We start from the raw sequence: 25,761 nt of genomic DNA, 5'->3' as shown, positions 1-25,761 counted from the left end.
TCCGAAGCGCCGGGACGTCGCCCCGCGGTCGAAATCATTGGCTTGGCCGACCAGCAAGGGCGCGTGCGACAAGCCGCGCCGCCCCACGAAACGCGCCGCGCCCGCCTGCTGCGCGAACGTGAATCGGAAGTCTGGGCAGTGCCGACGACGCGGCTGGGTACGGCGCCTGACAGGCCGGACATCCGCTGGGTGCGCGTCTGTGATCGTGGCACAGACAGCTTTGAATTCTTGACGAGTTGTGCGGCCGAAGGACACGGCTACGTGGTGCGCGCGGCGCAAGACCGCGCGTTGGTCGCTGCAACCGGTGCGCCTGCCGGTCGGCTGTTGGCCACCGCCCGTCGCCAACCCAGCCGGGGCGCTTTCAACTTGGTGTTGCGCGCGCGGCCCGGACAAGCGGCGCGCACGGCGCGTTTGAGCGTCAGTGCGACGCGCGTGCGGTTGCGTGCGCCTTGGCGACCTGGGCACGGCAGAGGCACGTTGCCCGCGCACGCTTGCACCGTCGTGCGCGTGTGGGAAACCGACCCGCCCGCTGGCGCAGCGCCGTTGGAATGGAGGCTGTGGTGCAATGCCGAGGTCACAACCTTGGCCCAGGCCCTGGAGCGCGCCTTGCAATACGCGCCGCGCTGGCTGGTGGAAGAATTTCATAAGGCGCTTAAAACCGGTCTGGGCATTGAAAAGCTGCAACTGGCAACCGGTGCGGCATTGATGGCGGCCGTCGCCTTGTTGAGTATCGTCGCTTTGCGCCTCTTGCATTTGCGCGAAGTGGTGCGGTTGAGACCCGCCGCGCCTGCGGCTTTGCGTCAACTGGAACGGGATGTCCTGGCAGCCAAGACCGACCGCGTACTGACGACCGCACAGGAAGTCGCACTGGCACTGGGTCGTTTGGGCGGACATCTCAATCGCAACCGTGACGGACTGCCAGGCTGGATTACACTTTGGCACGGCTACGTCGTCTTGCAATCGTTGGTTGAGGGGGTTCGCTTGGCTCAGAAACTCAAAAAAACTAGGTAATGACAAGGCTGACGCGCGGGCTACTGACTATGAGGTGATCTCAAAAGTCGAAAATGCTGATAATTTAGGCGTAAAATCAAGAATTCCACCCTGAAAAATCTGGAGTTCGTGACAAGCGCCTATGAAATTGCCCGTACATTCACTACCCCGCAAAGCGTATCGGTCTGATTTGAGTGACGTTCAATGGGAAAGAATCAAACGTCTGTTGCCAAAACCAAAACGAATGGGGCGACCGCGAAGCGATGATCGTGAAGTCATCAACGGCATTCTTTATGCCATGAACACCGGTTGCTGTTGGGAAGATCTGCCACACGATATTGCCACCTCCTATCAAACTTGCCAGCGCCGGTTGTTGGATTATCAAGGGCGTCGCGTGTGGCAAAAAATCTTGGGCGACTTAATGAAAGAAGCGGATCGCAAGGGACTCATCAACCTCAACAATGCTTATCACGACGCGAGTGTGGTGAAGACAAAAAGGGGGCGAAAAGCCAACTAGGTTTTTCAGGGAAGCACCGTGTTAACGGGCTTAAACGCCATTTGGTGATTGATGCCAATGGCCATCCCTTGAACTTTACCTTGCGTAAAGCGAACCGCCATGACCAGAGCAATCTGTTAGAGACCATTGATGGTATCAAGATTGGGAAGCGTCGTCGTCGCCCCAAACGATTAGGCTTGGACAAAGGTTATGACAGCGATGAGCTACGAGCAGCATTGCGTCGCCGTCGCATCGTCCCGATTGCTGCTTATCGTCGCAATCGCAAGATTGACCCAGCTACATTGCCCGTAAAAGAACGACGCGGGAAACGTTATTGTCGTCAGCGATAGAAAGTCGAACGCTCCTTTGCTCGGGTCAATCGCTTTCGTCGTTTAGACCGCTTTCTCGAAGTTAGTCAAAGAGCATATCGGGCTTTCGTTCGAGTCCTTTTCATCAAGCACTACTTAGACCTAATGTTTTAGGGCTTTTTAGACTTTTGAGATCATCTCTGTGTGTTTTTATCATCCAAAGCTACGGCCTGATACCAATCCAGATACGCCGCGACTTGGCGATCCAAGCTGAAATACTCATGCGCATGGCCGACAGCGGCTGCGCCCATTCGATAGCGCTTGGCCGCATCAGCAAACAACTCGGTAACTCGGGCGGCCAGGGCGGCGTGATCTTTTATCGGCACCAAAAATCCGGTGATACCTTCGCTGATTTGTTCGGGGATGCCGCCGACTGCGGTTGCGACAACGGGTGTGCCGCAAGCCAGGGCTTCGAGAATTGTGCAGGGGAAATTTTCAGCGCGGGCGGCGTGCAGGTAAACATCCGCCGCTTGGTAAAAGCGGGCAACCTGCTGCGGTTCGCGTTGATAGCCGACAAAGCGCACAGTCACATTCCCGATCTGTTTCTCCATTCCAGCTTCACCCAAATTGACGAAGACCGTTTCGCGCGGTGGCCGGGTCGCGGCAACGCATTCGATAGCCGCTTCGAGCGTGGCGTAATCCTTGAAAGGATTGCTGACCGTGCTGTTGGCGACGAAGAGCGCGATGTCCGCGTCTTGCGGTAGTTGCAAGGCCGCCCGCGCCGCCTGTTTGTCGCCGGGGTGAAAGGTTTCGAGCGCCACGCCATTGGGAATGTGGCGCGTCTCAATGAGCGCCGGATGCAGAATCGAATCGAGCGCTTCAGCCAACAACCAGCGGCTCGGCGCGGCAATATAAAGTTTGGCTTGCTGATAGATGCGCTGTTTGCGCCGCCAGTTTTGCGCGGTGGTGTTGCGCGTCAGCGCCGGGTTGATTGCCAAGTCCGGGCAATCCACGCAGCCTGTCCGCCAACGCTCGCTGCCAAACGTGTAGGCGCAATGCCCCGTGAGCATCCATTCGTCGTGCAGCGTGACGAACGTCGGCACTTGTTGACTGAGCGCTGCAAGGGCGCGCAAATCGAAATACTTGCCGTGCAGGTTATGTGCGTGCACGACCTGCGGGCGCTGTGGCGGCAAGTCGAGCACATGCCAAGCGCCGGGATAGTCGAAATTTTCCAGCCCGCGCGTGCGCTCCCACCACGCGCGCGGTTCCGCCGCATCGGCCAACCAGCCCGCCAACACGGGCGCGACGTGAATTTCCTTTTGGCAAAGCGCGAGTTGTTGCGCGCGCCAGAACCGTGTCCAAGCTGGGCGATAGGCGTTGTGATTGATCAGGCTGACATCAGGGTCATTCAGCTTTTTATGACCGACCGCCAGATGCGCTTGATGGCTGCGCTGGCGATAGGCGGTGTGCAGATCGTAGGCGACTTTTTCAGCGCCGCCCGCTTGATCGCAGGTGCTGATTTGCAGGATTCGCATGGGCAAGCGCGTTAGACCGCGTAATCAATCACGACCGGCGCGTGATCCGAAAAAAACTGGTCGCCGTGAATGACCGGCGAATGCGCGATCTTATTCAGCCCCGGCGTCGCGAGGTGATAATCCAAGCGCCATCCAACGTTGTTGGCGCGCGCATTGCCGCGATTTGACCACCACGAATAATGCACGGCTTCGGGGCCGACCAAGTGCCGGAAGGTGTCGTGATAGCCGACGCCCAGGAAGCTATCCAGCCAGGCGCGCTCTTCGGGCAGGAAGCCGCTGTTCTTTTGATTGCCGCGCCAGTTTTTCAGATCAATTTGTTTGTGCGCGATATTGAAGTCGCCGCAAAACACCAGCTCGCGTTTGCTTTTGCGCAGCCGTTGGCAATGCGCCAGGAACTCGTCCATGAATTTCAGCTTGATCGCCAGCCGCTCCGGGCTGCTCGTGCCCGAGGGAATATATGTCGAAACGACGCTCACGTCTTTGAAATCCACCTGCAAGACACGGCCCTCGTGATCGCGGTCGCATTGGATGCCGCGCGTCACGCGCTTCGGTTTGGTTTTCGACAGCACCGCCACGCCGCTGTAGCCGGGCTTTTCCGCCGGATACCACTCGGCGTGATAGCCCAGCGTCTGCCATTCGGGCGGGATTTGGGCCGGCAAAGCCCGCACTTCCTGCAAACAGATCACATCGGCCCGCGTTTCCGCCAGCCAGGAGACGACGCCTTTCGCGGTCGCCGAACGAATGCCGTTGAGATTGAGGGTCAGTATGCGCATACGATCAAAGTACCTTTTCGTCTATACAAGTTAAAGCTTGCGTAGCTAAGGAAGCAGCGCGGTTTCTTTTTCCTGCGGTCGGGACGACCGCGCTCCCAGCGCTATTTGATCAGGTGATACTTCGTCTACCGCCGCGACAGCCAATTCATCTTCCCCGCGCCATCCATCACGGCAGCGTTCTCTCGTCCGACAAACAACTCCTGCCTCATTCGGCACGAGCGCAGGCCCAATTCAAACGCAAGCCGCTGAATCTGGCCTGTTGTTTTCAAATCTGGTCGCGCAGCCCAAAGACCTCCGCCTGTAATTTCGGGATCAAGGTGAAACTCGTCGTTTGGGACTGCGCCGCCACAGCACGGTCAACGTGCCAGTAACACAACCCCAGTTTGGCGACCGCGCGCAAAAACTGCCGCCGTGCATTCATCTGGGTGGCGTTCCCCAGGGACGACCAGACCCAGCCCGAACGGCGGAAGACCGAGACCACCGTGTCGAGTTGCTGTTGCGTGATCAAGCCGCGTTGCACTTCGGTGGCAAGCGTCATGCGCAAGATGCGGCCTTCGCGTCTGACCAGATAGACGAGCAAGCCCATGAAGGCCAGGAACAGGGGCATCTGGAAAATGAAATAACCCGTGAAAAACACCTGGCTGCTGAACGAGGCCAGCGTGTTCCAGAGCGCGTGCAAAAACATTGCGCCGAGGTAGCCGGCCAAGGGGGCAAACCATTTCACGGCGGCATTGTGCGTCTCGCGCGCAATGCCGCAGCCGATGCCGGTCATGCTGGTGAACAAGACGTGCGAAAAGGGCGAGAGCACGCCGCGCAGAATGAAGGTGCTGAACAGTCCGGCAAAGCTGCCCTCGGTAAAGGCGCGCCCGTAATAATCCACATTCTCGACGGCGGCGAAACCCAACGCCACGACGCCCGCGTAAACGATACCATCCACCACGCTGTCGAAATCTTTGCGGAAGACCGCCCAGATCACCAGCACGCCCAGTCCCTTGGTGGCTTCCTCGATAAAGGGCGCAGAGATGATGCCGGTCAGCGTATCGCCCGTTGAAGACCCCAGCGCCGAGATGGCAGCCGAGCCAAAGACGCTGTTGAAAATACCTGAAACAAAGATGGCGAACAGTGAACCCCAGGCAAACGCGAAGGCCAGCGGCGCAAACGGCTCAGGGTCGTACCGATCCAGCCAGAGGAAGATAAGCAGATACGCCACTGCCGGGATAAAGGCCGTCAGCGCGCCGATGAAACTCGGAATGATGCCCAGGCTCGACACCGTCAACACCAGCACCAAGAACGCCAGCAAGCCGCCAAAGAGCGCGGCGCACCCCAGCCCAATTGAGCGCGGCGCTTTGCCCGCATCTTTGTCCGGGTCATACAAACCGACATTGGCAAACGCCGAGGGCGGCGCTGGGGCAAGCGGCGGCGCCTGGGGCGGCGCGGGCACTGTGGCAAATGCATCAAAGGGCGCGGGTGCTGCTTGGGTGCGTTCGAGTTCGACACGCAGTTGCGGGCCGTTGTAACCAAGTTGAATGACATCGCTCGCCCGCAGATGTACACGTTGAATGCGCACGCCATTCACCAGCGTGCCGTTGGTGCTGTTTTGATCGGTCAGATAGAAACCGTCATCTTCGGCGTGCACAAAGGCGTGTTGCCCTGAAACCATCGGCGCATCGAATTGCCAGGCGCATTCAGCACTACGGCCCAGGGTCAGACGCGCGTTGGCGGTCTGTTCCAGGCTACGCCGCACACCTGCGGCACTTCCTGCTTGCACGGTTAAGTGAAGTAGCATTGCTTCCCTCCGCAAAATTGCTGGTGATGACTTGCCGAGTTCATCGGCGCGCAGCATACGCCAATCCAAGCGCCAACGCGAGTCAGCGGCACAACCTTGGGGCGCTTTGGCTAACTCCAACGGCTGCTAAATTTTAACTTGCAATCCAGGCCGAATTGCAGATAATTAGCGCGCCGTTGAGCAGCCCCGATGTACACAACGGTAATGGCTCACTTAGCTTGACGAAGATCAGCAGGCGTTCAATCCAAACGATGGCCAAACGATGATCAGTTACGAATTGGCCACTAACAAATTGATCTGTCACCTAACGAATTTCACTTCCTCATCACAGTTCGCTTCAGGCCCCGACGCTGCTGTTGATTGTTCGCTCACAAACACATGACCCGCTAGGCTTGAATTTTACGGAGGAAACCAAATATGCGAAAACTATTCGTTGCCGCCAGCTTGTTGTTGTTGTTGCCGCTGGCCGCACTTGCACAAGACAAACCCAAGGTCGAGATCTTCGGCGGCTATTCGTATCTACACACGGATGATGCACTCGATCTGGACTTACACGGCTGGAACGCGTCAGTCACCGGCAACTTGAACAAATGGTTCGGGGTGAAGGCTGATTTCAGCGGTCACTATGGCGACGTCCAACTCAGCCCCGGCGTGCGTGCTGACGTCAGCGCCCATCTGTTCCTGGTGGGGCCGCAAGTCGCCTATCGCAAGAACGACGTATGGCAGCCGTTTGGGCACCTCTTGCTCGGCGCGGCACGCAGTCACGTTTCGGCGCGCACGGCGACTGGCCGGGTAAGCACCAGCGAGGCTGACTTTGCGTTGGCCGTGGGCGGCGGGTTGGATGCGCACATCGCCAAGCATCTGGCCATCCGGCTCTTCCAAGCGGATTACGTATACGTGCATGACAGTCTTGACGACTCGAATAACTTCCGGCTTTCAACCGGTCTCGTACTGCGGCTGGGCGACCACTGAGGTACTCCGGCCTGCATAAATCACAAGAGCCGGGCGCGTAGTTTCTCACTAAGCGCCCGGCTCTTGCTCTCTCCAAGCTATTCTCCCTCACACAGTCTCTGCCAGCTTCTCGCAACGGTTGCGCACAAGGTGCCGTTGACCGCCTCTCCAAGAACTCTCTGTTATTTACATAGCTAACATAGAACATTTTTGTTAGCCTTGCACCGGCAATTTTCCAGAAAGAGACGGGCAGGTTTCAGGATGAACAATCAACAGATTCAGTTCGGCACGGGTGGAATTGGGCGCACGTCCGGGTTGCGATTTTGGCTGGCGCAGGCCATCTTGCTTGGCAGCACACTCGCCGTTTTTGGACAAGTTCCGTTGCCACCGGCCAAGCAATCCAAAGGCAATCCGCCCAACCCTGCCGCGCCCGGCAAAACTGGTTCAGGCTCTGCGGCAGGCTCAAGCGCGGTACCTGGCACCGGTTCTTTCACATTGCATGTCCCCACCCTCTCGCCTTCGTTTAGCGATTTTGGCGAAACCTATCGGCTCAGCCTGCCATACACAACCAGCCCGCAACCGCCGCGAAATTTGAAACGATCTGAACGCACGATGCTGGCAACGCGCCTGGCGGAAGAGGCACAAAGCGCGCGCACAGCGGGCACTTCTGAAGCCTTGCGGACCAGTCTGGCGAAGTATGGCGAGGCCCTCAAACTCTGGCGCGCGGCGGGCGAGGCCAACGAGATTGCCCGCACCTTAAAGCTGATGGCTGAAATCACCGATGCCCTGGGCGACCGCCGCCAGGCCATCGGTTATTACAAAGAATCGCTGCCGCATTGGCGCAATGCGGGCGACCGTATCAGTGAAGCCGAAAGTTTGAACCACTTGGGCCGTTTGTCTGAAGCCCTGGGTGACCGGCGCGCGGCGCAAACCTATTTCAACCAGGCCCGACTATTGGTGCAAACGGCGGGACTCTTGCGTCCTTTGGGGGCGACGGCCACCGCTTCGACCAAGGACGGCGGCGCGGTCAACAATCCCATCCTCACAGCAGATCGCGGTTCGGCGGCGAATCTTTACAACCTAGGCAAAGTCAACGAAGAGCAAGGACAAGCACAGCAGGCGCTGGAAAACTATGCACAAGCACTCGCGCTCTGGCGCGAAAGTGATGATGCGCTCGGCCAGGCGTCGGCGCTCAATACCATCGGCAACCTCTTAGCCAAGGCCAGGCAGTGGGACGAAGCCTCTAAAGCCTGTGAGCAGTCGCTGCCACTCTGGCGCAAAGCCGAAGACCGGCGTGGCGAAGCGGTGACGCTGAGCAATCTGGCCTTCATCAGCGACGCCTTACGGCAACCCGCGCGTACCCTGGCGTACCTCAACCAGGCTCTCGTGCTCTGGCGTGAACTGAAAGACATGCGCGGCGAAGCGGCCACGCTCAATGATCTAGCCAACCTGCAAGCCAGTCAGGGGCAGTTCACTGAAGCATTCAAGCTTTATCAAGACACTTTGTCATTGCGGCGCGCCAGCGGTGACAAACGCGGCGAGGCGTTAACGCTCAATAGTCTGGCGACGTTGTACCTCAGCACCGATGACAAAGCGCGCGCGCTGGACACTTTTCAAGCGGCGCTCGCGTTACGTCGCGCGCTCGGCGACCAGCGCAACGAAGCCATCACGCTCAGCAATCTCGGCTTCGTTTATCAGGCCCTCGGCGATGCGCCCAACGCGTTGGCCAGTTATGAACAAAGCCTGCCGCTCTTGCGCACGGTGGGTGACCGCCCGCGCGAAGCCGCCACGCTGATGACCTTGGGTGAACTGCAAGCCGCCCGCAACGACAGGAAAAAAGCCGTTGAATTGCTCACCCAATCCCTGAACATTTGGCGCGAACTCAAAGACCGCGAGCGCGAAGCCTATACGCTCACGCAGTTGGCCTTGAATTTCGCCGCGCTCGGCGAGCAAGCCAAAGCGCGCGAATACCAGCGGCAGGCCTTTTCACTCCCACCATGGCCGCTGAATTTACCAGCACTCACCCTGCCCAACACTACCCGACCGCGCTAACGTTTTGTTAAGGAAGGCGGGTAGACAAACGCAAGAGCACGCCTCAGCAATTCATGCTGAGGCGTGCTCTTGCGTTTGTGCTTCCAGTTTTCCTTACGGCTTCGGTGTCGGCGTAGCGGCGGGGCGGCCCGGTCGCATGTCGAAGGTAATCACGCCGCTCAATTGCACGGGCTTGCCTTCAAACGTCGCCGGTTTGAATTTCCACTTACGCGCCGCCGTGATGGCGGCGGCATTGAGATCGGAGCGGCCTTGGACAACGTGCGCGAACACGACGTCACCGAGCATCGAAACCAGCACTTCCACTTTCACCTTGCCCGGCGCATATGCGGCGGTCAGCGCGCCCCGGCCACCACCCAGCGAAACGGCTCCACCGTCTTTGGTGACGCCCGTGGTGTTATCACCGCCAGCGGCGTTTTTGGCCGGCAGGATTGAAGGAAAAACCGGGGTTGCGCGTTTCAGCACTTCGCCGCCCTCGACCAATTTGTGATCCGGCGCGGGCGCTTTATCCTCATCCGCTTTGGTAGGGGCGAATTCACCGATGATCACGGTAGGGCTGCCGAAGTCGGCGGAGAGCGTCTTTGGGTCTTTGTCTTTGACCAGTTCCAACGCCCGGCGCAAAGATTTCAGGCTCTGGCGTTGGTGCTCTTCGACTTTCTTAGCCGCCTCGGTGATGAACGCATGCTCACTGTGCAGCAAACTTTTCAACGTATGCGCTTCGGTAAAATTCGCGATGCTGGCAATGGCGCGTTCGGCGTAATACAACCCGCTGGTCAATTGTTCTTCGACTTCCGCCACCTGTTTGTCCGGCAGCTTGAAGGTCGTCTGGCCGTCTTTGTAGCTACCATTCATGGCAATGGCATCATGAGCTTCGCGCCAAAACGACAGGGCGGCGCGGTAAAAACAGTAAGCGCGAATTGAGTCTTTCTGATTCGGCAATTCAGCGCGCCGCAAAAACCAGGTGCGCGCTTTGAGCTGATCATCCAGCCGGTACGCCAAATCCGCCGCCAGCCCCAGCGCGTCATCACGTTCCGGTTCCAGTTTGAGCGCGGCTTCAAACTTGGCCTGCGCTTGCGGGAACTTGTTCGCCTTGTAAAGCACCTTGCCCTGTTCGATCAATTGCTCCGCCGCGACCTCCGGTTTTGACTCCTGCGGTGCTACTGGCGCGGTGCCAGGTTTAGGCGTTGGGGTGGGCGTGGCTTTCTTGCTCGCAGCGTTGGTAGTCGCTCCAGTAACCGGTTTCGTAGTCGTTGCGACAGATTTTGTCGTCGTCGTCGCGGGCTTGGGTTGCGGGTTGGCGGGCCGTTTGACCGGCGCAGGAGCAGCTTGGCCCTGCCGCGCCCAGGCCGCAGGCGCACCGATAAGGGCCGCCGCAGCCAGCACAAACAACAGCCGCTTAAAATTGGAATCACGCATACGCATACTCAACAATTCGGTGCTCACGCTGATCGTTTAATTCTGCAAGCTCCGGCTCACGCGCCGCTGATATTCATTCGCGCGCGCTTTGACCGTCGTTTCATCCAACGTCAACAGCCGCCGCTGGCGCATCAACACGCGGCCATTGACGATGGTGTCGCTCACGTCGGAGGCCTTCGTCGCATAAACCAGATGGGAGTACAGATTATAGCGCGGTGTCTGGTGTGGCGCATCCAGCCCAACCACGATGACGTCGGCGCGCTTCCCTGCTTCTAATGAACCGATTTCCTTTTCCAGATGCAAGGCGCGCGCGCCGCCCAGGGTCGCCATCTCCAACGCCTCGCGCGCCGTCACCACGGTCGGCTGCATTGAAATCAGCTTGTGCAATTTGGCCGCCGTGTCCATCTCTTCCCACAGATTCAAATCGTTGTTCGAGGCCGCGCCGTCGGTGCCCAAACCCAGCCGCAAACCTTGCGCCAACATTTGCGGAACGGGGGCGGTGCCGGAACTCAACTTCATATTGGATTGCGGGCAGTGCGCAATACCGACTTCGCGCGCTTTGAGCGTGGCAATCTCGGCGTCGTTCACGTGCACCACGTGCGCGCCCAAGACGCGGGACGAAAGGAAGCCGATGCGTTCCAGGTATTCGACGGGGCGCGCGTTATAACGTTTGCGGATGTCTTCGATTTCAGTCGGCGCTTCGGCGATGTGGGTCAGAATCGGCGCGTCGTACTTTTCCGCCAGCGCGCGCACTTCGTTGAGGTGCTCGGTGCTGACGGTGTAAGCCGCGTGCGGCGCGGCGGCGGGCACGATCAACGCATCACCCTTCCACTTTTTCAAAAAGGCCTCGGTGTAACTCACAGCTTCGGCCCACGTTTTGTTGTCGGGTGCGGGGAAATCAATCAGCGTCTCGCCCAGCACGCCGCGCACGCCCGCGCGTTTGGTTTCGGCGGCCATCGCGTCCTCGAAGTAATACATGTCGGCGTAGGTCGTCGTGCCGCCGCGAATCAATTCGATTAGCCCGAGCCGTGTGCCCCAGATGACAAAGTCTTTGGTCGTATTTTTGGCTTCGGCGGGAAAGATGTATTTGGTCAGCCACTCCTGCAAATTCAAATCGTCAGCGATGCCGCGATAAAGCACCATCGGCAGATGCGTGTGCGTATTGATCAAGCCGGGCAGGACGGCTTTGCCGCGCGCGTCCAGCGTTTGCTTGGCTGTATAACCTTTGCGCTTGAGCGCCGCCATCTCGCCGACTTCGACGATGCGCGCACCGCGAATAGCAACGAAGCCGTTATCGTACAAATGCCGCTCGCCATCCAGCGTGACGACCGTGCCGTTGATGATCAATAGATCAAGACGATTGTTTTGCGCGCGCGCCGTCAACGAGAACAACGCCAGGAAAAGCAAAGTGAGCGCGCTAAACTGAAACAACTGCGGTTGGAAAACCAGCCGAAACATGCACCTCGGCGCGCGGGTGTTCAGAGTTCCGCCTTCAGGCGGTCGGCGGCGCGTAGCACCGGTTTGGCGCACCTGCGGCGCGCTGACCGCCTGAAGGCGGAACTCTAAACACCCGCTGCTGCAACGCTCTGATAAACCGGCGTGTGCCGAAGTCGGTTGCTTCGATTTAGCTTGCTTGAGCATGGTCTTGCATCTCTTGGTTATGGACACTCGGCTACAAAAAATTACGATCAAATGGCGCAGGCAACAATTCTTTGACCTGTTGCGTTTCGATCTCGCCGCGCAGATTCGCCATGACGACTTCAGCCTCGCCGCCCATCAAATCCGAAATCACCTGGCGGCAGGCGCCGCACGGGCGCACCGGCATCCCGGCGGGCGTATCGGCGATCACGGCGATGCGGGTGAACTCGCGCACGCCTTCCGAAATGGCTTTGAAGAGGGCCACGCGTTCGGCGCAGATGCTCAAGCCGTAACTTGAATTCTCGACGTTGCAACCCGTGAACACGCGGCCATCGGCGGTTTCAAGCGCCGCGCCGACTTTGAAATCGGAAAACGGCGCGTGCGCGCGTTCACGCACTTGTTTGGCGCTCTCAACCAAGGCGCGCGTTGCTGCCTGTTTGCGTTGCTCGTGACTGCTGCTGCCCATCTTACAACCTCACCTTTTCCAGTTCTTCCTGCAACTTGGCTCTGATCTTGCCGGAGATCAAATCAATACCGACTTCGTTATGGCCGCCTTCGGGGATGATCACATCGGCGTGCCGTTTGGACGGCTCGACAAATTGCCTGTGCATGGGGCGCACCGTTTCCAAATACTGTTTGATCACCGATTCGACCGAACGCCCGCGCTCTTTCACGTCACGTTGCAAGCGGCGGATGAAACGCAAGTCGTCATCCGTATCCACAAAAATCTTCACGTCCATCAACGCGCGCAAGGCGGCATCCACAAACACCAGAATCCCCTCGATGATCAGAATCGGCTTCGGCTCAATGTGTACGCTCTCGACTTTGCGCTGATGTTTGGCGAAATCATAGACCGGCATGGCAATGGCTTCGCCCGCGCGCAGGGCTTTGACGGGTTGACGAACAAATCGTTATCGAGCGCATCGGGGTGATCGAAATTGATCTGGTGCCGCAACTCCACCGGCATGTCACCCAAGTTGCGGTAATAGCTGTCCTGCTGCAAAAACACGATCTGCTCGTCACTCACGTTTTCCAAAATGCGCCGCGCCACCGTCGTTTTGCCCGACCCGGTGCCGCCGGAGATGCCAATGATCATAGTAATCGGTAGTCAGTAGTCAGTAGTCAGTGGTCAGTGGTCAGTGGTCAGTGGTCAGTGGTCAGTGGTCAGTGGTCAGTGGTCAGTGGTCAGTGTCAGCAGTACTTCTACTGACTACTGACTACTCGCGATTAAGCGCTGCAAGAACATCAAAAATTGTCCGCTCACCAGCCGTCCCGTGCCCATCACTTCAGCGTGGTTGATGGGTTCGTCGCTAATGCCCGCCGCCGCGTTGGTGATGAGCGAGATGCCTAGAATTTCCATGCCCATCTGTTTGGCGACAATCGCTTCGGGCACGGTGGACATGCCGACCGCATCGCCGCCCAGCAAGCGAGCCATGCGTACTTCGGCGGGCGTTTCGTAATTCGGCCCTTGCAAGGCCAGATAGACGCCTTCATTCAACGGCAGATTCATGCCTGCCGCGCATTCTTTGGCGAGTTGCCGCCAGGCCTTGCTGTAAACCTCGGTCATGTCGGGAAAGCGCGCGCCCAGCCGTTCATCGTGTTGGCCGCGCAACGGGCTGAACAGCATCAGGTTGATGTGATCGCTGATGAGCATGAACGAGCCTTGTCTGAAAGCCGGATTCACACCGCCCGCCGCGTTGGTCAGGATCAGCTTTTTAACGCCCAGCGCGCCGAACGTGCGCATGGGCAAGGTCACGTCTTCCAAGGCATAGCCTTCGTAATAATGAAAGCGCCCTTGCATCGCGGCGACGTTGATGCGCCGGTCGGTGTGGGGCAATTGGCCGATTACCAAACGGCCCGAATGGCCCTCGACGGTCGAGCGGGCGAATTCGGGAATCTGTTCGTAGGGGATGATCACCGGGTCGCGCAGCGTTTCGGCAAACGCGCCTAAGCCGGAACCGAGTACGACGGCAACATCAATTTGCGCGGGGTGGTGTTGGCGTATGAAATGCGCAGCGGTTTGCGCGCGGTCAAATATCGCAGTGGACATCAATGCTCGTGGTCACTCCTCATTCGGTTTTTTGTGTTTGCGGGTGTTGGTGGTTACACATTCTGCTTGGCGAGACAGCTTTCGGCAAGCGTCGCCAGCCATTCTGCGGGCGCGACAAATGGTCGAAGTTGAGTGAACCATTGAACCCTGACACTCAATCTGATGCCTGACTCCTGGTTCCTGACTCCTGATCGCTTGAAAATAGCCGTTGATTTCCGGCAAGTCAGGAGTCAGGGACTAGGAGTCAGGCAACAGATCGCAACTCAACGCGCGGCCTCGCCCCCAAGCTCAAGGCAAAGAAAAAGGCAGTTAGAGTCGCTGGCTCGGCCAGTCTCTAACTGCCTGTTGGACATTTTCGGCGGCTTGCCGTTAAGGCACGATCTGGGTCGGGCCGGTGCCTTGAATGGGCAGCCGGTCTTCGCGCGTGGCGTAAATCACGATGCCCGCGACGATGGCTGCGCCAGCGGCAATGAAGACCGGGATGGCGTTGCGCTTCGTCCAAAACTTATTGTCGTCGTCATCCACGACGACGACGTTGGCGCTGGCCGCATTGGTGCCGCGCACGGCGGCACTCAGCGAAGTCGAGCCAGTGGCCGAACCGGCGTTGAACGGCACAACCGCTACGCCCTGCGCATCGGTTTTGGTCTCGAAGTATTTGCCCGCATCCACACCGGCTCCCAGTATTCCAACTGGTTGTCCCACCGGCTGGCCTTCCGCCGCGTTCAGTGTGAACACCACCGGCACACCCGCCGCCGCTTTGCCCGCCGCATCGGTGACGAGGAAGCGCAAGGTCTGGGTGCTTTGCGCACGCACATTCATCAGGTAGCCGCCCGCCTTTTCGCCATTGGTCAAGGGGCGGATGTTGTATTGGCGCGGCCCGGCGTGGCGTTGCGCGGCCTGCTCCATCACGTCTGTCGAAAGCTCGACATTCCAACTGCCGATCTCGCGCACGTTGCCCGCGAAGACCTCGACGACCGAGTTGCCATCACGGCCATTCACGCGGAAGCGCGACCCGGCATCCGCCGCGAACGATTTGCCGCTGGCCTCGACATAAGCGGCGATTTCGGGTTGCAGCTTGACGGCGATTTCGCCTTGCAGCACCGCAGCGGTGAGCACGCGATTGGCGTTCGGCAAGGCGGCGGTGGTGAGCTTGACCACCGAGCCTTTGGTCAATTGCACCTGGCCCAGACCGGCCAGCGAGAGTTGCGCGGCGGCATTGGCGGGGGCTTGCACGATCTCGCCATCCCAGAGCAGTTCATGGTGGCGCGCGTCACGGCCATTGATCTTGACCGTGCCGGCGGATTCGACCATGCCGATCATGCCGGCTTTGCTGTTGGCGTAAAGCTTGACCGCGCGCGCCGATTCAACACCGGTGACGAGTTTGATCGAACGCAGCAAGGCGGCGCGTTCGGACACCGCCACAGGTTTGACTGTTGGAGCGGGCGTGTTTGCCGTATCTGTTGACAACCCTGGCAGGCGCACGGCAAAGCTGCCCATTTCACCGGCGAATCCGCTGGCCGTTTCCAGCGTCGCCGCGCCCTTGCGCACACCGAGTTTGAGTTTGGTATTGCCCGTCGCCAGCCAGGCTTTGCCCCGCCGCTTCCAGATAGGCGCTGGCGGCAGGCTGCAATTCGACTTCGATCTGGCCCTGCTGAACCACTGCGAGCAGCATACGTTTGCTCTGCTCGTTCGTGTTGCCTGCGCTTAACCGGACAAGTGCGCCGTTGTTCAGTTTGACCTGGCCGAGCGCTTCTAAAGTAACGACGGCGCTAGTTTCGGCGGGGGCCTGCAACAACTCGCCGTCCCAAATCACGTTCTTGCCACTGGCGGCGCGTCCGTTGATGAGCATCGCGCCGGTTGATTCGATGGTGCCGATGGGAGTGGCCGAAGGGTTATTGCGCGACGCATCAACACCTGTGGTGTGCAAATCAGCAGCCAGCGTTTGCAGGGGTGCGACCAGAGGTGATAGCGCCAAGCTCAAACACAAACTGACAATGGCACTTTGAGACCTTCTCATTCTGATTCCTCCTTCGTGAGCCAGCCGGATGGGCGCTCAGCCGTTCCGGCTGGCTCACGCCAACTGAAGTTTGATAACAAGCCATGCCGCAATTCAGGGGAACGCGGCGGAATAATACCGGCAACGCCCTGGCTTAACGAATTTGCACCCGCACGGGACTGGCCGCGTTGCCGTCAACATACAAAACCAACTCGGCGTCGCCGCGTCCGGCCAGTTTGCTCGACAGCAGCAAGTTGACTTGGTCTACGCCAGCCAATCCGCCTTGCGCTCCGGCAAAGGTCACCGGCACATCCAGCCCGCCCACCGTGGCCCGCAACGCCAATGGCGTGCGGCGATAACGGAAGCCCGTGCCAAAGAGCACCAGGAAGACCTGCTCTTTGGGATTGCTCACGTCAATCGCCACCGGATCGAAACGGCGCGCGGTGGCGTCGTAACGAGACAGCGCCTCATAAACCTGCGTCCCATCCGCCTTAACGCGGAAGACCAGACCCGCCGGCAAGCCCTTGCCGCTGGCATCGGCGGTAAACAGCGCCGGAGCGACATCGGCAATCGTGATGTTCCCGGTCGAAAGCGCGCCATCCGCCGCCGCGATGGTCACCAACGCCGGGCCGGTGGCGGTACCGCGCGGCACCAGGTAATTGACCTGGCCGGGCGCGACGAAAAACAACGGCGCGGGGCGTTCGATGTTGTTGCTATCGGTGATCAGCACCCGCGTGCCCGCCAATTCGGTGGGCAGCGGCGTCGTGCTTGCCGCGCGCGTTTCGACGGCGAGCTTGCTGCCAAACGCGGCCACGATGGATTCGACCGCCAACCCTTGTGGGGCAAAGCTGGCCGCTGAAACGTTGACGACGCGGCCATTTTGCGAGCCGACCGCACCGGAGGTTTCGACCACATTGATCAGGCGGTCGTGCACGGTGACGCGCACGCGGCGGATTTCAGGACGGCTATTAGCCCCGTTGAACTTCTTCACCACCGTGAAGCTCTGACCGCGCACCATGTTGGCTTTGGCAATGTCCGCATCCAGATAGAAGACCGGCGCATCGCCGACGGGCACATCGCCTTCGTTCAGGAATTGGTAGGTGACGCAGTAGGTATCCATGTCGGCGTCGTGCACCGAGAATTCCACCGAGAATTCGTCGTTGTTGCGCGCCAGCACGACCAGCGGCGCCAAACTCGGCGTCAACGGATTGATCAGTTTGATGTTGGGGGCCACGCGACCAGTGACCGGATAAGTAAAGCGCGCTGGCCCCGTTTCAGTGGCCGCATTGGTGGAAATCGTCAACAGCGAATTGATCAGATCGGGAATCGCCTGGCTGGCGCTCAAGCCGGTCGTCTTGCCTGCCGCCACCGGAATCTTCGGGTTGAAATAGAGCCGGAAATTCCCTTGTGCCCCGCTCGGAATCGTCAAAGGCGTATCGTTCGCCAGCAACTGCACTACGCCGCCTGCGCCGACAGACGCCACGGGGAAGGTCGCAATGTCGTTGGCATTGCTGATACGTCCGCTGCTGACATCCGCGCCGGTGCGTTGCACGGCAAAGCTGACGGTCAGCGGCAGGCAGCCCAGGTTTTCAATCGTGAAGGGATACCATTGCGGGTTGGCGAGGCCCTCGCGCCGCAAGGTCACTTCGCTGAAGTTGAACCCGGCGGGCGGGCCGATGGTAATGCGGGGTTGCGGCAATGCCGCCGTCACCGGGGCCAGCGCCGTATTGTTCAAAGTGTTCGGGTCCGGCGTGGTGGACGTTACTTGCGCGGTGTTGATCAATAAGGCGCCTTCGATGCCGATACAATCCACGCGCGCCACCAGCGTCACAATGGCCGTACCAATCGGCAGTTCCGGATAACTGATCGTGCGATTCCGGCCTTCGCCACCGCAAACGCCGCCGCCGCTTGCCGTGCAAGAAACGAAGATCGTATTGAGGGGCAGGTTGTCGCTCAGAACAACATTGAGCGCCGTTGTCGGCCCGCTGTTGCTGAGGGTCAACGTATACGTCAGGAGCATTCCATTGGTTGCCACACCGGGCGTCACTGCTTTGCCCAAGGCCAAATCCGCCATTGCCTCTGGCGTAGGCGTCGGCGTGGGCGTCGGCGTCGGGGTGACCGTGGCAGTCGGCGTGACTGTCGGTGTCGCGGTCGGCGAAGGCGAGGGATTGATGACCGTCAGTTCACCCAGCACGGTCACTCCAAAAATCGCGCCCTGCCCGGTGGGAATGCGGGTGATCTGGTTGCCACTGGCCAAGTCAAATTTGTAAGCGTTCCCGGTTGAAATCCCTCCGCTCCAAAATGAAGTGCCGTCCGGGTCGAGGCTCAGCGCAAACCAATCGTCTTCGCCCGGCGCGTCATAGCGCTGGATGATGTTGCCCGTGGCGTCCAAGCGCAAAACTTCGTTGGTATCGGCGACCAGCAAACCGCCACTGGGCAAGAGCCGCAAGGCGTATGACGCCGAGTAAGGCAGGTTGTTGACGAAATCGCCGAGTTGCGTTTTGGCGCAGACGTCATACCGCAAAATGCGCGCGCCCTGCGACGTGTAATACAGCGTGCACTTATCCGCCGCCAGATCAATCCAATCGCTCCCGCGCCGATCCGTGGCAACATCGAAGCGGTCTAAAAGATTGCCGGCTTCGTCGAATTTGCGCACGTCATTGTCGCCGTCCACCGTGCCCACATAGACGTTGCCGCCGCCGTCGAACAAGATGGATTCCGGACGTCCGTTAAAGGCGCTGCCAAAATCCGTCAGCCGGTTGCCGTTCACATCAAAGCGGTAAATCGTGCGGCCGCTAAAGCCCGTCGCATATAAATTGGAATTGCGGTCAAAGGTCGTACCCGTGATAAACGAGCCAATGCCGGTGAAGGTATCAAGCGTTTGCAGCAGCGCGCCGCTGGTTTGCGAGTAACGTTGCACCGTGCCATTCGACAGCGAGATAAAAACATCGCCCTTTTGAAAACCGGTTTGCTGTGCCCGGATGCCCGGCCACGGCAAGCAAATCGCCAGCGTCAGCACCGTGAGCGCCAACGCGACTTTGAAACTGACGTTGAACTGGCTCACGCGCGCAAACTGGCAGCGAAAGTTGTGGGATAAATGATTGATAATCTGCTTCATTGCGGCGGCCTCCTGAAACCGCGCCACCGTCAAAAGGGTTTGAGCACCTCGCAACGGTGTTAAGCCTACTGCTGGGAACGCCCATGTTGACTGCCCCCTTGGCGCTGAATTGCTTTGCCAAACTTGGCCGTGGCGCGCGACGGTCGTGCCGTTTTGTCTGCCCGGCGGGCGGCGTTCGTGATGTTTAGAAAGCTGATCGAAATCACCCCTGCCGCCGCGTCTTCGCCCACTGCGGCAGCGGAATGAAAAGTCTTGTTTGATGAAGGGAAACAACGCTGGCGATAACTGCCAAATACGCGGCATATCATCTGCGGAACGCCGTCTAAGAGCAAGCAGAATGCGGCTTTGTCGGAACTTTCAAGCACGACCGAGAGGGGCTGGCACTGCGCGGCTATCCTGTATTTTGCAGTCAGCGCAAGGACGCTGACTTAAAGTTCAGAGTTCACGCTTCAGCGTGTTAATTCGACTTAGACACGCTGAAGCGTGAACTCTGAACGGCAGTTTGTAGGGCTTAACTCAATGCCATGCTTTTAAGCGCATGGATAACCACGGCGCGACGGGCGGCTTACTTGTTCGCGTTCTCAACCGCGTGCTAGACTCGCGCCTGTTTTGAGAACGCAGATACGAGTTATACATTTTATGTTGTTCCAGTAAGTTCGCCCGTCCCGCCTGCCGTTGTGGGACGGCTTTTCCATTTTGGAAGAAGGCCATGGCTGTGAAGCATCTTTTTAGAATCACGCTGCTTTGCTGGTTAAGCGCACTGACGCTGTCCGTCACGGGCCGCGCCGCTGATGTCTTGTTGACGCTGCCGTTTGAAAATGTATCGGGCCGCCCCGAATACAACTGGGTGGGCGAGAGTTTCGTCGTGCTCTATGCCGAATTGCTCGACAACACCCAAATGAGAGTGCTCAATCCGGACGAACGCAATTTGGTCTATGAAAAGCTGGGGCTGCGGGCCAGCGACCTGTTGACGCGCGCCGCCGTCATTCGCGTCGCCGAAACGGCCCAAGCCAATCTGGCGTTGGTTGGCACTTATGACATCGGCGGGGCGAATGACAGCATCTCCATCGCCATCACCGCGCGGCTGATCGAAGTCAGCAGCGGACGTCTGGTCGGGAATAAGGTCTTCACGCGTAGCGGGCTGCTCAGCGATTTGCAGGCGATGCAAGGCGAGTTGGCCTGGAACGTCATCAACGAACGCAACCGCGCCAGCGGCATTTCAAAAGATCAACTGATCAATGCCGCCAAGCTCGTGCCGCCGCGCGCCTATGAAAGTTTCGTCAAAGGCATTCAAACGCAAGACGCCAAAGTCCGCGAGATGCTTTTGCGCCGTGCCGTGCAAGAGGCGGCGAATGGCGGCAACAATCATTACGCCCAGGCGCTTTACGAACTGGGCATGCATTTTTATCGGCAACGCGCCTTTGTGGATGCCAGCGAGCAGTTGCGGCAACTGAGTCTGGAAGACCCGCATTATTTCGAGAGCCAGTTTTATTTAGGGATGGCGGCCCACCAAAACGGCAACCTGCTGGAAGCGGCTGCGGCTTTCGAGCGGCTGGCCGAGGCGCTGCCGTTGCCCGAAGCCATGAACAATGCGGGCGCCTTGTGGCTATTGAATGGTGATCAAGCAAAAGGCTTGAACTGGTTGCGCCGGGCCGTCACCACCAGCCCCACCGAAGCGAGCTACCGGTTCAACCTCGGCTATGCCTTATGGAAGGCGGGCAGTTTTGTCGAAGCCGCCCAGCAATTGAAACTCGCGGCGGAACAGAATCCGCGCGATGGCGAAACCTTGTTCCTCTGGGCCAAAGCGCTGGAAGCCAGCGGCAATACGGCTGAAGCCGGCAAAGTGGATGACCAGGCCAAACGCAACTTCCCGAATTATGCGCGCTGGGCCGTAGCGCCAGACAAGATTCCCGCGCCGCTGCGCTTAAAGACCGAATTCAACCGCGCGCAATTCAGCAAACTGGAACAGAAACGCGACAGCGCCAGCAAGGCTAAAGCGGTCTCTCCCTCAACGGCGGGCAATCCCGTCACGATTCCCGCGTCAGCGCCCGCGAATACATCGCAACCTGCTTCCCCGTCTGTTTCTGCGCCGACGGCCAGCCTCGACCGCGCCCGCCAATTGCTCGACGCGCGCAACGAACCGGAAGCCATCCTCGAATTGCAACGCCTGCTTACCGTCGAAGCGACCAATGCCGAAGGACATTTTCTGCTGGGCACGGTGCTGCAACGCCGCAACGAATTGGACAAAGCGGTCAGCGCCTACCAGTCCGCCGTTTATTGGAACCCGCGCCACATCGGCGGACATCTGGCGCTCTGCCGCCTCTTCCTGGCGCGCAATGATCGCGCCCTGGCGCTCACGCACGCCCGCCAGGCCTTGCAGATTGACCCGCAAAACCGCGACGCCGTCGCGTTGAAACAACAAATCGAAACCGGACGCTAAGACGGGCCTGAGCAATCGTGCGCAGTCATGTCTGCACCTATTGCTCCGCTTTGATCCGTTCCAGCAAGGCGCGATCATTCGCCGCACGCTGGGCAAACGCCTGCAAGGGCGCGACGCTGGTTTTCATCACTGCCCAGAACGGCAACCCTTCCAGCAGTTGATCCAGTTCATCGTGATTTGCCGCATCAATGACGAAGCTCGCGGAGCGCGTTCCGGTCAGGACGCCGCCCGCCGCGACCTTCCCTTCCACCTGCCAACCGGCCAGCACCTCAAAGCTGGGCGGGATGGCTTGCTCCACCATCTGCCCCAATTGCTGCGGGGGCAAGAGCGGCCCCGGTTCGACAAATTCCATCGTGACGAGATATTGCATCGTGTTCGTTCCTCGTTTTGTTTTCGAATCAATTAAAGCAGTACGTCAACCCTCAGGCCTAGAGCGGTTTTCACTACGGTGTACGGGAAAACCGCGCAGCAGGGCAGTACCGCGCGCGTCAGCAAGCGGAGTTTTGGCAATTCAGCCCAGGGGACAAGCTTGACGCGCCGCTTGCTCACGCGCGCGGTACTGTCCCAGCGTCAACAAGCTTGACGCGCCGCTTGCTCACGCGCGCGGTACTGTCCCAGCGTCAACTGACTCCCGTAAACGCAACTGCAAACCGCTCTAAACGGCGGCCCGCGGCTGTTTGATCATGAACTGATTACCGCTCACATCCACACAGACGGCAAAGGGCGCATCCGTGCAGGGACAAAGGCTGCCGGGAATCACCACGTTGCCGCCGAGTTCTTTGATCTTCGCCTCGAAGGCGGCCACCGAGTCCACTTTCAACGTCGGCATGATGGCGGCCAGCGGGTTGTGCGCGCCCTGCTCGAAGATATTCACCAGCGTCTCGCCGTCGCGCATGAGGCTGAGATAGTTGATCCCCGCGAAGACGCCGTTCAACACGCGGTCGTGCGGATAAAGCTCGGTGTAAAAGCGGCGGGCCGTATCCATATCCGCGACCGTGACGGACATGCCAAATGCTTCGGGAAATTGCGCCATAAAGTTGCTCCTTTGGTTAAGATTCGAATCGAAGGTATTTCACGCGCTTTGCGGATCGGCCTGAAACAGTTTGCTGACAATCCACCACCGGCCTTCGGCTTTCAGCAACTGAAAGAAATCCAGAAAATCGTGCGCGTGATAGGCATCCATCGCCAATTCCACCGTGGCGCCATTCCCGGCCACTTGCATGGACGTGATGATGAACTTCGTCGGCTCGCCGCTGTTGGCCGGCGCGGGTGTCGCGCCGACATAGTCAAATAACCCTTGGATCGGCGTGACAAACAAGTCTGCCCCTTTCCAACCGAACATGGCTGCTTGTGGATGGAAGGCCTGCCGCAATGACTCGATGTTCCCAGTGCGGACGCCATCAATGTACAGCTCAATCACCGTGCGGATGCTCTCTAACTCAGGACTACGTGCACTCATTGTTTGCTCCTTTTGCGTCGTCAGATAGTCCCGCATTACGCCGCAGCCGAACCAGCCTTTTCCACCGGCCCGCGCGTCACTTTGGTAACGGCTTCCAGCACGTCAAACTGTTTGACGCCGAAATCGCTCAGGGCCGGATGGCTGGTTACTTGGGCGACCAGCCGGCCGCCGAGAAATGTCTGCAACGCAGCATCGTCTTCAAAGTGATAGATGCCCCCGGCTTCATTGTGTGCTTCGTTCATCAGCCAAATCTTCCAGCGGCAACCGGGCACCGCCGCGAACTCGCTCGCCAGCGGCGCAACGGTTTGTTCGTAAGCGGCGCGCGGTACGTTGAATTGAAAGTTAATCTGCAAAATCTTGCCTGACATAATTTGCTCCTTTTGCTGGTTTGGTGAATGGAGGGCCGCGCTACTCGAACGCAATAGGCGCGGCGGCTGGTTACGACGGCATCACGCCGAGTTGTTTCATCAGATCAAGCTGATCCACAGCCATCCAATGCTCGGCGATCAAACCGTCCGCGATGCGGTAAATGATGATGAAGGGCAACGCCACTGCTTTGCCAGTGGGCGCGCTGCCCATCAAATCGCCGCGCTGCACGCCTGCGAAGCGAGCGCGCACGGTGACCTTGTCGCCCTCGGCAAGCAGGTCATCGGCAAACAACTCGTAGCGCGGAAAGGCGGCTTCAAAAAAGGCGACGTGTCCCAACAACGCCGGATCGTTGGTGTATTGGCGCACCAGCGCTTCGGGTTTGGGCTGGCCGCTCAAGGCGGTGAAGTAGCGGGTGACGAGGTTTTTGTTTTCAGTGACAGACATGATGCTTGCTCCTTTTTTAGTTCTGCTTGCGACTGACAAGGTGTGAGACCAAGGTTCGCCGTTGGGAAATTATTTCTTTTCCCATTTCTCTGTGCCCGTTTCTTTTCTTAGCGCCCCTTCTTTTGTGTACCACGTCCGCTCGGTTGTCAGCGCTTTGCCATCGGTTGAAATTTTTATTTTCCGCCGGGTATGTGAGTACCCAAAACTGGCTTCGCGCTCGATGTCCAAAATCAATTCCGGCCCTTCCCATTGCGCCATGACCGTTGCGGGTTGCCCTTCCGTCTCTTGTTTATGCGACTTGCCATCAATGATCCCTTTCAGATCTAGCGTGCGCTCCCCGGCGCCATCTTTTATGCGGTAAAGCAGGTAAAGGTATGGCTCCGTGTGAACGATGGTCATGGCTTCCTTGCCCGGGTTGCCAGCGCCGCTCATCGCTACACGCTCCCAAGTACCAGTCAGGTTCGGTTTCGCGGGTTGGGCGAAAGTGAAACAAACAATAACAGTGATTAAACCGACGGCTGCGACAGTTCGATTCATAGGGTTGCTCCTTTGTGTTGATGTTGCCGAATGATTGTCTTCGCCAAGTCTTGCGAGTCTAACCTTAGCTGTTATGCCAGCCCGGATTGGTGACATCGCGCGGATCGAAATGGTTTTCCTGTTCGCTGATTTCGCCCGCCTCATTCACGGTAAACCGATCTGCCACACGCAAGGTGATCGGCGGCGCCAGCGCGTTGAGCGTGATCAACGCTTCGGCGCAAACCGCCGTCAGCGCGGCGTTGAAATAGCAATCCAGAATAGTGATTCCCACGCCCGCCAAGGCCAGTTCCAACGGCGCCCACCAATGTTCACGCAAAGCCGCAATGCCGCGCAGTGGCTGATGGACGCCACCCGGCGCCAGCGGCGCGCGCAAACAGACATTCGTGGCATAAGGAATGGCCGCAAAATCTTGCCGTCGCCATGCCTCGAAATACGCCTCGACAATTTTGCGCAGGTTCGCCTTGCGCGCAGTGCGGTCGTCTTGTTCATTCATCGCGTCGCTCCTTCAGGCCAGTGTGTCGGTGTTCCAGATGTCAACATGCAGCTTCCAAACGCCGCCTTCGTCTTTCCACACGACGACATATTTGCCGACATCGGTCATCGTGTTTCGGGCGCAGGTTGAATCGTCGGTGTGTACTGACCGATCTCGACGGCCAGGTCGCCGCGCGTTTCCAGTTCAACGGTTTCCAGCTTGGCCGCTTTGACGCCCATACCTCTTGCGCCTTGCCAAAAGGCTGCGATGGCCGCCGTGCCTGTCAGCGGCGGGCTGTTGGGCGGCAGCAAGCGCGCCTCAGCGGTGTAACAGGCAGCGACGCCAGCGGCGTCTCCGCGTTGAAAAGCTTGCACGAAACTTTGATTGGCGGCGTCAATGGCCTGCCGAATTGCACGCATTGCTAGCCTCCTGTGGATGTTTTGAGAGAGCCTGACGGCCCTGTTCGCTGACAAATACGAACACGGTTGTCCCGCTCCGTGTCCCCACTGTTATTTTCCAGCGCCCAGCGCCGTCAATCGTCATAGTCTGTTGGGCACAAGCAGGTCGTGATACGGTGCGGCTGCCGCGCCCCAGCTTTCAATTTGATACGCGCCATCCGCACTGCGCAGCATGTACCAGCGGCCTTCGCTGCCACGCCAGACCGTGCAGTCCGTCTTACCGTCGCCGTCGTAATCGCCGGGCGTGGGCGTATCTGTCGCAGTCCCCCACGTTTGCACGCGATAATCCGCCGTCGCGCTCTGCCAGATGTACCAAGCGCCCGCGCGCCAGATGGCAAAGTCCGTTTTGCCGTCCCCGTCGTAATCCGCCGCCACCGGCACATCCGTCCCTACGCCCCACTGTTTGATAGGTATTGCCCGTCGCTGCTGCGTTTCACCAGCCAGGTGCCCGTCGCGCGCCGGAAGACGGCTACATC

The 25,761-nt window shown here is 58.9% G+C and carries 24 protein-coding genes and 1 pseudogene; 5 read left to right on the top strand and 20 right to left on the bottom strand.

The window, feature by feature from the left end:
• Both HY011_30770 and HY011_30765 read left to right on the top strand, forming a co-directional pair.
• Positions 1–1,011 (top strand): IS4 family transposase (locus HY011_30770; protein ID MBI3427332.1); only part of this gene is annotated, 1,011 nt, incomplete at its 5' end.
• 375 nt (positions 1,012–1,386) lie between these two features.
• Positions 1,387–1,836 (top strand): transposase, encoded by a 450-nt coding sequence (locus tag HY011_30765; GenBank protein ID MBI3427331.1) that lies wholly within the window; start codon positions 1,387–1,389, stop codon positions 1,834–1,836.
• Positions 1,837–1,988: 152 nt separating this feature from the next.
• On the opposite strand, the gene HY011_30760 is transcribed toward HY011_30765, so the two are convergent.
• The 3 genes from HY011_30760 to HY011_30750 form a co-directional block, all read right to left on the bottom strand.
• Positions 1,989–3,329 (bottom strand): glycosyltransferase, encoded by a 1,341-nt coding sequence (locus tag HY011_30760; GenBank protein MBI3427330.1) that lies wholly within the window; start codon positions 3,327–3,329, stop codon positions 1,989–1,991.
• 11 nt (positions 3,330–3,340) lie between these two features.
• On the bottom strand, positions 3,341–4,102 hold the full coding sequence (gene xth, locus HY011_30755) for an exodeoxyribonuclease III (protein MBI3427329.1): 762 nt from the start codon (positions 4,100–4,102) through the stop codon (positions 3,341–3,343).
• A 265-nt stretch (positions 4,103–4,367) separates the two neighbouring features.
• Entirely contained in the window at positions 4,368–5,888 is a 1,521-nt protein-coding gene (locus HY011_30750; GenBank protein MBI3427328.1) for a PrsW family intramembrane metalloprotease, read from the bottom strand.
• A gap of 417 nt (positions 5,889–6,305) precedes the next feature.
• Here HY011_30750 and HY011_30745 point away from each other — a divergent pair, with 417 nt between their 5' ends.
• Both HY011_30745 and HY011_30740 read left to right on the top strand, forming a co-directional pair.
• Positions 6,306–6,860 carry an outer membrane beta-barrel protein gene (locus tag HY011_30745; GenBank protein MBI3427327.1) on the top strand — a complete coding sequence of 185 codons (555 nt, stop codon included), beginning with the start codon at positions 6,306–6,308 and terminating at the stop codon, positions 6,858–6,860.
• Positions 6,861–7,100: 240 nt separating this feature from the next.
• Positions 7,101–8,891 carry a tetratricopeptide repeat protein gene (locus HY011_30740; protein MBI3427326.1) on the top strand — a complete coding sequence of 597 codons (1,791 nt, stop codon included), beginning with the start codon at positions 7,101–7,103 and terminating at the stop codon, positions 8,889–8,891.
• 93 nt (positions 8,892–8,984) lie between these two features.
• Here the strand turns inward: HY011_30740 and HY011_30735 are convergent, their stop codons facing one another.
• The 8 genes and pseudogenes from HY011_30735 to HY011_30700 all read right to left on the bottom strand — a co-directional run bounded on the left by HY011_30735 (position 8,985) and on the right by HY011_30700 (position 19,106).
• The gene (locus tag HY011_30735; GenBank protein MBI3427325.1) at positions 8,985–10,304 is read right to left on the bottom strand and encodes an energy transducer TonB; all 1,320 of its coding nucleotides are present in this window, start codon (positions 10,302–10,304) and stop codon (positions 8,985–8,987) included.
• A 36-nt stretch (positions 10,305–10,340) separates the two neighbouring features.
• Positions 10,341–11,762: an amidohydrolase gene (locus HY011_30730; protein MBI3427324.1), complete on the bottom strand. Its 1,422-nt coding sequence runs from the start codon at positions 11,760–11,762 to the stop codon at positions 10,341–10,343.
• A gap of 214 nt (positions 11,763–11,976) precedes the next feature.
• Positions 11,977–12,408 (bottom strand): cytidine deaminase, encoded by a 432-nt coding sequence (gene cdd / locus HY011_30725; GenBank protein ID MBI3427323.1) that lies wholly within the window; start codon positions 12,406–12,408, stop codon positions 11,977–11,979.
• Position 12,409: 1 nt separating this feature from the next.
• Positions 12,410–13,038: pseudogene (gene udk / locus HY011_30720) on the bottom strand (uridine kinase).
• 114 nt (positions 13,039–13,152) lie between these two features.
• Positions 13,153–13,992: a purine-nucleoside phosphorylase gene (locus HY011_30715; GenBank protein ID MBI3427322.1), complete on the bottom strand. Its 840-nt coding sequence runs from the start codon at positions 13,990–13,992 to the stop codon at positions 13,153–13,155.
• Between the two features lie 369 nt (positions 13,993–14,361).
• Positions 14,362–15,540, bottom strand: a complete 1,179-nt coding sequence (locus tag HY011_30710; GenBank protein ID MBI3427321.1) for a FecR domain-containing protein — start codon at positions 15,538–15,540, stop codon at positions 14,362–14,364.
• Positions 15,491–16,009 carry a hypothetical protein gene (locus HY011_30705; GenBank protein ID MBI3427320.1) on the bottom strand — a complete coding sequence of 173 codons (519 nt, stop codon included), beginning with the start codon at positions 16,007–16,009 and terminating at the stop codon, positions 15,491–15,493. Before HY011_30705 ends, HY011_30710 begins: the two co-directional genes overlap by 50 nt.
• A 133-nt stretch (positions 16,010–16,142) precedes the next feature.
• Entirely contained in the window at positions 16,143–19,106 is a 2,964-nt protein-coding gene (locus tag HY011_30700; GenBank protein ID MBI3427319.1) for a DUF11 domain-containing protein, read from the bottom strand.
• 709 nt (positions 19,107–19,815) lie between these two features.
• Between HY011_30700 and HY011_30695 the strand changes: the two genes are divergently transcribed.
• The gene (locus HY011_30695; GenBank protein MBI3427318.1) at positions 19,816–21,546 is read left to right on the top strand and encodes a tetratricopeptide repeat protein; all 1,731 of its coding nucleotides are present in this window, start codon (positions 19,816–19,818) and stop codon (positions 21,544–21,546) included.
• Positions 21,547–21,583: 37 nt separating this feature from the next.
• Here HY011_30695 and HY011_30690 read toward each other — a convergent pair whose 3' ends face one another.
• The 9 genes from HY011_30690 to HY011_30650 form a co-directional block, all read right to left on the bottom strand.
• Entirely contained in the window at positions 21,584–21,916 is a 333-nt protein-coding gene (locus HY011_30690) for a hypothetical protein (protein MBI3427317.1), read from the bottom strand.
• Positions 21,917–22,201: 285 nt separating this feature from the next.
• On the bottom strand, positions 22,202–22,579 hold the full coding sequence (locus HY011_30685) for a hypothetical protein (GenBank protein MBI3427316.1): 378 nt from the start codon (positions 22,577–22,579) through the stop codon (positions 22,202–22,204).
• Positions 22,580–22,618: 39 nt separating this feature from the next.
• Positions 22,619–23,005, bottom strand: coding sequence for a nuclear transport factor 2 family protein (locus HY011_30680; GenBank protein ID MBI3427315.1), 387 nt, complete (start codon positions 23,003–23,005; stop codon positions 22,619–22,621).
• A gap of 35 nt (positions 23,006–23,040) precedes the next feature.
• On the bottom strand, positions 23,041–23,373 hold the full coding sequence (locus HY011_30675; protein ID MBI3427314.1) for a YdhR family protein: 333 nt from the start codon (positions 23,371–23,373) through the stop codon (positions 23,041–23,043).
• Between the two features lie 70 nt (positions 23,374–23,443).
• Positions 23,444–23,818 carry an ester cyclase gene (locus tag HY011_30670; GenBank protein MBI3427313.1) on the bottom strand — a complete coding sequence of 125 codons (375 nt, stop codon included), beginning with the start codon at positions 23,816–23,818 and terminating at the stop codon, positions 23,444–23,446.
• A 69-nt stretch (positions 23,819–23,887) separates the two neighbouring features.
• The gene (locus HY011_30665; GenBank protein MBI3427312.1) at positions 23,888–24,355 is read right to left on the bottom strand and encodes a hypothetical protein; all 468 of its coding nucleotides are present in this window, start codon (positions 24,353–24,355) and stop codon (positions 23,888–23,890) included.
• Between the two features lie 64 nt (positions 24,356–24,419).
• Positions 24,420–24,848, bottom strand: a complete 429-nt coding sequence (locus HY011_30660) for a nuclear transport factor 2 family protein (protein MBI3427311.1) — start codon at positions 24,846–24,848, stop codon at positions 24,420–24,422.
• A gap of 104 nt (positions 24,849–24,952) precedes the next feature.
• Complete coding sequence (locus tag HY011_30655) at positions 24,953–25,246, bottom strand: DUF4440 domain-containing protein (protein ID MBI3427310.1); 294 nt, start codon at positions 25,244–25,246, stop codon at positions 24,953–24,955.
• 120 nt (positions 25,247–25,366) lie between these two features.
• A partial coding sequence (locus HY011_30650; GenBank protein ID MBI3427309.1) for a VCBS repeat-containing protein occupies positions 25,367–25,761 on the bottom strand: 395 nt, incomplete at its 5' end.

This window comes from Acidobacteriota bacterium (assembly GCA_016196035.1).
GTDB lineage: Bacteria > Acidobacteriota > Blastocatellia > RBC074 > RBC074 > JACPYM01.
The sequence above is the reverse complement of the archived record's forward strand: the minus strand, read 5'-3'. Positions and strand labels throughout refer to the sequence as shown.